We start from the raw sequence: 4232 nt of genomic DNA on the forward strand, positions 1-4232 counted from the left end.
GATGTAGGCCGTTGCGTCGGTGTTCCAGGTGGTGGTGCCCCAGAGCGTCGTGCGGGACTGCCAGGCGGTGTGGCCGGTGTCGTCGACGAGGTGGGTGGGGGTGCCGATCAGGTCGGTGATGATCGCGTAGAAGCGGGTGTCGATCTCGTCCTGGGGTGCGTTGGCGGTTGGGGCGTAGCGGGCTGTCTGGGCGAGTGGGGTCAGCCCAGTCTCGTCGTGGTCCCAGGTGAGGCTCTGCCGACCGGTCCAGTCGGTTGAGGTCGTGCTCTGTTCGATGAGGGTGGCGTCGTGCCAGGTGAAGTGGGTTTCCTCGGCGATCGTGCCATCGGGGGCCAGCCGTTGTTTGGCGGTGCGTCGGCCGAGGGGGTCGTAGTGGTACCGCCAAGTGGTGCCGTCTGGGGTGATCAGGTGGGTGAGGCGGTCTTCGGTGTCCCAGGTGTAGCGCCAGGTGTCGGGCTTCCTCGACAGGCGGGTCTTCTGGCGCAGAGTGGTGCGGCCTGCGGCGTCGTATGCGTAGCGGGTGGTGCCCGCGGTCTGTATTCGGGTGCCGGTGTAGGCGCGTTCGCCCGTCGCGTCCGCGCCGGGGTGCTGCTGCGGCCAGGTGGCGTGGGTCTGGTTGCCCGCCGGGTCGTAGGCGTAGGACTCCTGCCAGGTGGCGGCCTGTACCTGGGTGACGCGCCCGGCCGGGTCCACGGTGTAGCGGGTGGGCCCGGTTGCGGTGTCCTCGAGGCCGGTGAGGTAGCCGTCGTGGCGCCAGGTGTATGTGCGCTGGAGCAGGGTCCGTGAACCCGCGGTGCAGGACTGGCCGATGAGGCGGTCGGCCGAGTCCCATGCCTGGGTCAGGGACAGTCCACCGGCCCAACCGCGGTGGGTTTCGCGGCCTGAAGCGTCATGGGTGACGATCAGGTTCCTGTCCCCAGTGGTCAGCGTGGTGCGATTGCCCGCCGCGTCGTAGGCGTAAGTAGTCTCCGCCCCCGCCGGGGTACGGCGGGAGACGAGCCGCCCTGCCGCGTCGTAGGCCAGATGCAGGGTGCGGCCGCCCACTGTCTCCGACACCATGCGGCCGACGCGGTCGTAGGCCCGGGTCAGCTCGGTGTCCGGGCCGACGGCCTCAAGTAATTCTCCGGCCGGGCCCCAACGGAAGGTCGACACCTGCCCGGCGGCGTCCTGGGACACTAGGCGGCCCAGCGCGTCGTGGACGTAGCCGGTGCGCTGGCCCAGCGGGTCGGTACGCGAGATGAGTTGGCCCGCCGCGTCGTGCTCGTAGGTCACCCTACGGCCGTCGAAGTCCGTCTCCGCTATCAGATGGCCTGCCGGGTCATAGACGTAATCCCACGTCAGGCCCTGGGGGTTGGTGACCTCGGTCAGCCGTGTCGCCGCGTCGTAGGCGAACGTGTAGCGGACGCCGTCCGGGCCCGTGCGGGCGGACAGCAGGTCGAAGTGGGTGTACTCATATACGGTCGTGCCGCCGACGGGGTCGGTGTGCGTGGTGCGGTTGCCCTCGCCGTCGTACGTCCAGGACTCCGCCGATCCATCCGGCCCGGTGCGGCGCAGGAGATTGCCCTCCGGGCTCCAGTCGTAGTGGGTCACCGCGCCCAGCGGGTCCGTCTCGGCCACGACGCGGCCGAACGCGTCCCGCTGGTAGAAGGTCGTGGCTCCCAGCGGGTCGGTGATTTCGAGGGGGAGCCCGGCCCCGTCGCAGCGCACCCGGGTGGTCGCGCCCAGCGGATCGGTGACGGCGAGCAGACCACCGCGCGCGTCGTAGAGGTAGCGGGTGGTGGCGGCGAGCGGGTCGGTGAGGGTGGTCCGGTTGCCCGCCGCGTCGAAGGTCTGCCGCCACACCGCGCCGCCCGGGTCGGTGATCTGTACCGGGTTGCCCTGCGCGTCGAGCACCGCGCTGATCTCGCTGCCGTCCGGCCGGATCACGGCCGTCAGATGCCCGTGCTCGTCGTAGCGGAAGCCGGTGGTGCGGCCCAGCGGGTCGGTTTCGGCGACCGTACGGCCGGCTTGGTCGTACATGGTGCGGCTGACCGCACCGGCCGCGTCGATCTCCCCGACGACCTGGTGCGCCTCGTCGATCAGATAGCGGGTGACCGCACCGTCCGGTGAGGTCAGGGTCGTGACCTTCAGGCCCGGGAAGTCCGGGTCGATCCCGTCGTAGCCGATCCGGAAGGTGTAGTGGCCGCCCTCGCCGCCTTCGGCGATGACCCGGTCCTGCTCGTCGTAGGCGTAGGAGTACCAGCGGTTGTTGGTGTCGGTCCAGGACGTGACTCGCCCGGCCCGGTCGTAGGCGAAACGCAGCGGCAGGCCCGAGGAGCCCGTGACCTCGGTGAGATGGCCGTCGGTGTAGCCGTAGCCCATCACCCGTACGTCCCCCACCCACAGGCCGGTGATCCGCTCGTTCTCCGACGTCAGCCGCAGCCGGTAGCCACCGCTGTGGAGTATCTCGAGGGGTGTGCCGGAAGCGTCGTAGGCGAAGGTGACGCGGTTGCCGTTGCGGTCGGCGATCTCGCGCAGGAGCGCCGGCGCCTGGTCGCGGTGCGGGGTGAAGGTGCGTATGAGCCCGGCATCCGGGTCGGTGAGGGTGTACGTAACCCCGTCCGCCGTCCGTGCCAGCGGCCACCGCGGACCCTCCGCGGGCAGGACCGCGGCGCCGCCCGGCACCGGATGCGGATAGGCCAGCAGCAGACCGTCCTCGGTGAAGAAGACCACGCCCTGCTCGTCGGACTCCAGCCGCTGGTCGGCCGTCGATGCCCAGGTCGGGCCGAACCACCGCCCGGCGCGGTATCCGGAGTCCACCCGGCGGGAGAACACCAGCGGCAGCACACCCGGCAGTTCCACATCCGTCTGCGGCAGGAACATCCGCCCGGTCGCCAGATCCACCGGATCGGTACGGCCGTGCCGCACCCGGTCCCAGGTACGGGAGAACACCCCCCGGCCACGGCTCCGGAGCGCGCCGCGCGCCCATTGCGTCGCCTCACGCGCCGCCAGCCTGGCTCCGACGCGTGAGGCGATCGGGGCCAGGGCGCGCGGGGCGAGGCCCATCAGCAGGGTCTCCGCCAGCCCTCCGCCCATGGCGAGCTCCAGCGGCAGCGCGTAGGGCATGGCGAACATGGCCAGGGTGAGGAGGAGGGGCAGGCCGACCTCGAGGAGCTTTTCCAGGAGGAAGCGGTCGGTGCCCAGGATGTCGTAGCCGGCGAGCGGGGCCTCGCCGTCCGCGATGGCCGACCAGCGGGACAGCAGCAGGACGCCGACGACGAGCGAGCCCGCGCAGACGGCGATCCGGAACTGGACCAGGGCGACGGTCTCGCCCAGGGGAGACGCGCCCGCGGCCCGGTAGCCGCGTACGGCGGAGATCAGACGCCACAGGGTCAGGGCCAGCCCGGCCAGACCAACGCCGACCAGAACGCGCAGCCCGGTGCCCCCGGTGAAGTACTCCTGCAGATCCTTCGTGGCGGGGAAGGAGCCCACCGCCAGATACAGCAGGGAGGGGACGGCCAGCAGCAGGCTGAGCACCAGGAGGACTTTCTCCTGCCGCGGCCAGCGGGGGCGCTGCTCCCGGGCCCGGTGCCACAGCTGCCGTAAGGTCACGCCACGCCATGCCTCCTGGCTGTGGGTGGCGTCCATACGGTGGGTCTGCTCGACGACCGACTCGCGCAGCGGCTCCAGCTTCTCCGCGCGGGTACGGGGGTGGGCCGTGGCGTACAGCAGCGCTCGGCGCTGCCGGGCGTAGCCCAGGGCGATGATCCAGGTGGCCGGAAGGCGCAGCAGGGCGTACCCGGAGAGAGCTTCGAGGGCGGTCCGGCCCTGGCGCTCGGCCGCCAGCGCGACATCAGGCGCGCGGCGCCGCCCCAGGCCGGACCGGCGCAGATCCCAGATCCACGCGGCGGCGAGGCACCCCAGGATGATCCACAGCCCCCACTCCCCGGACAGCCGCTCCCGCCACTCCATCGCCGTGTCATCGCCCTGGAAGACTGCGGCGTAATTGGTCACCCAGTGGATCGCCACCGCCCCGGCCAGCGGCACCAGTGCCGCGACCCGGGTCACTACGCGGGCACCACACCACAGCAAGCCCACCCCCAGCCCGGCCAGCGCGCTGGTGAAGATGTGCGCCTCGTAGGGGAGTACCGGCCCCCCGACCTCGACGGTGCCGGTCGGTGCGGGAAACCAGCTGCCGACGAGCTGCCCGAGGCCGGGAACGTACGGGTGGTCGATCAGCCCCTCCGCGATCT

1 protein-coding gene is annotated in these 4232 nt (G+C 71.4%); it reads right to left on the reverse strand.

The genetic code is table 11. The features are described 5' to 3' along the window. Positions 1-4232: DUF6531 domain-containing protein (locus tag GWI24_RS41250; protein WP_308344263.1), on the reverse strand; the 4232-nt coding region annotated here is incomplete at both ends.

The organism is Streptomyces sp. MK37H (assembly GCF_018035285.1).
GTDB lineage: Bacteria > Actinomycetota > Actinomycetes > Streptomycetales > Streptomycetaceae > Streptomyces > Streptomyces endocoffeicus.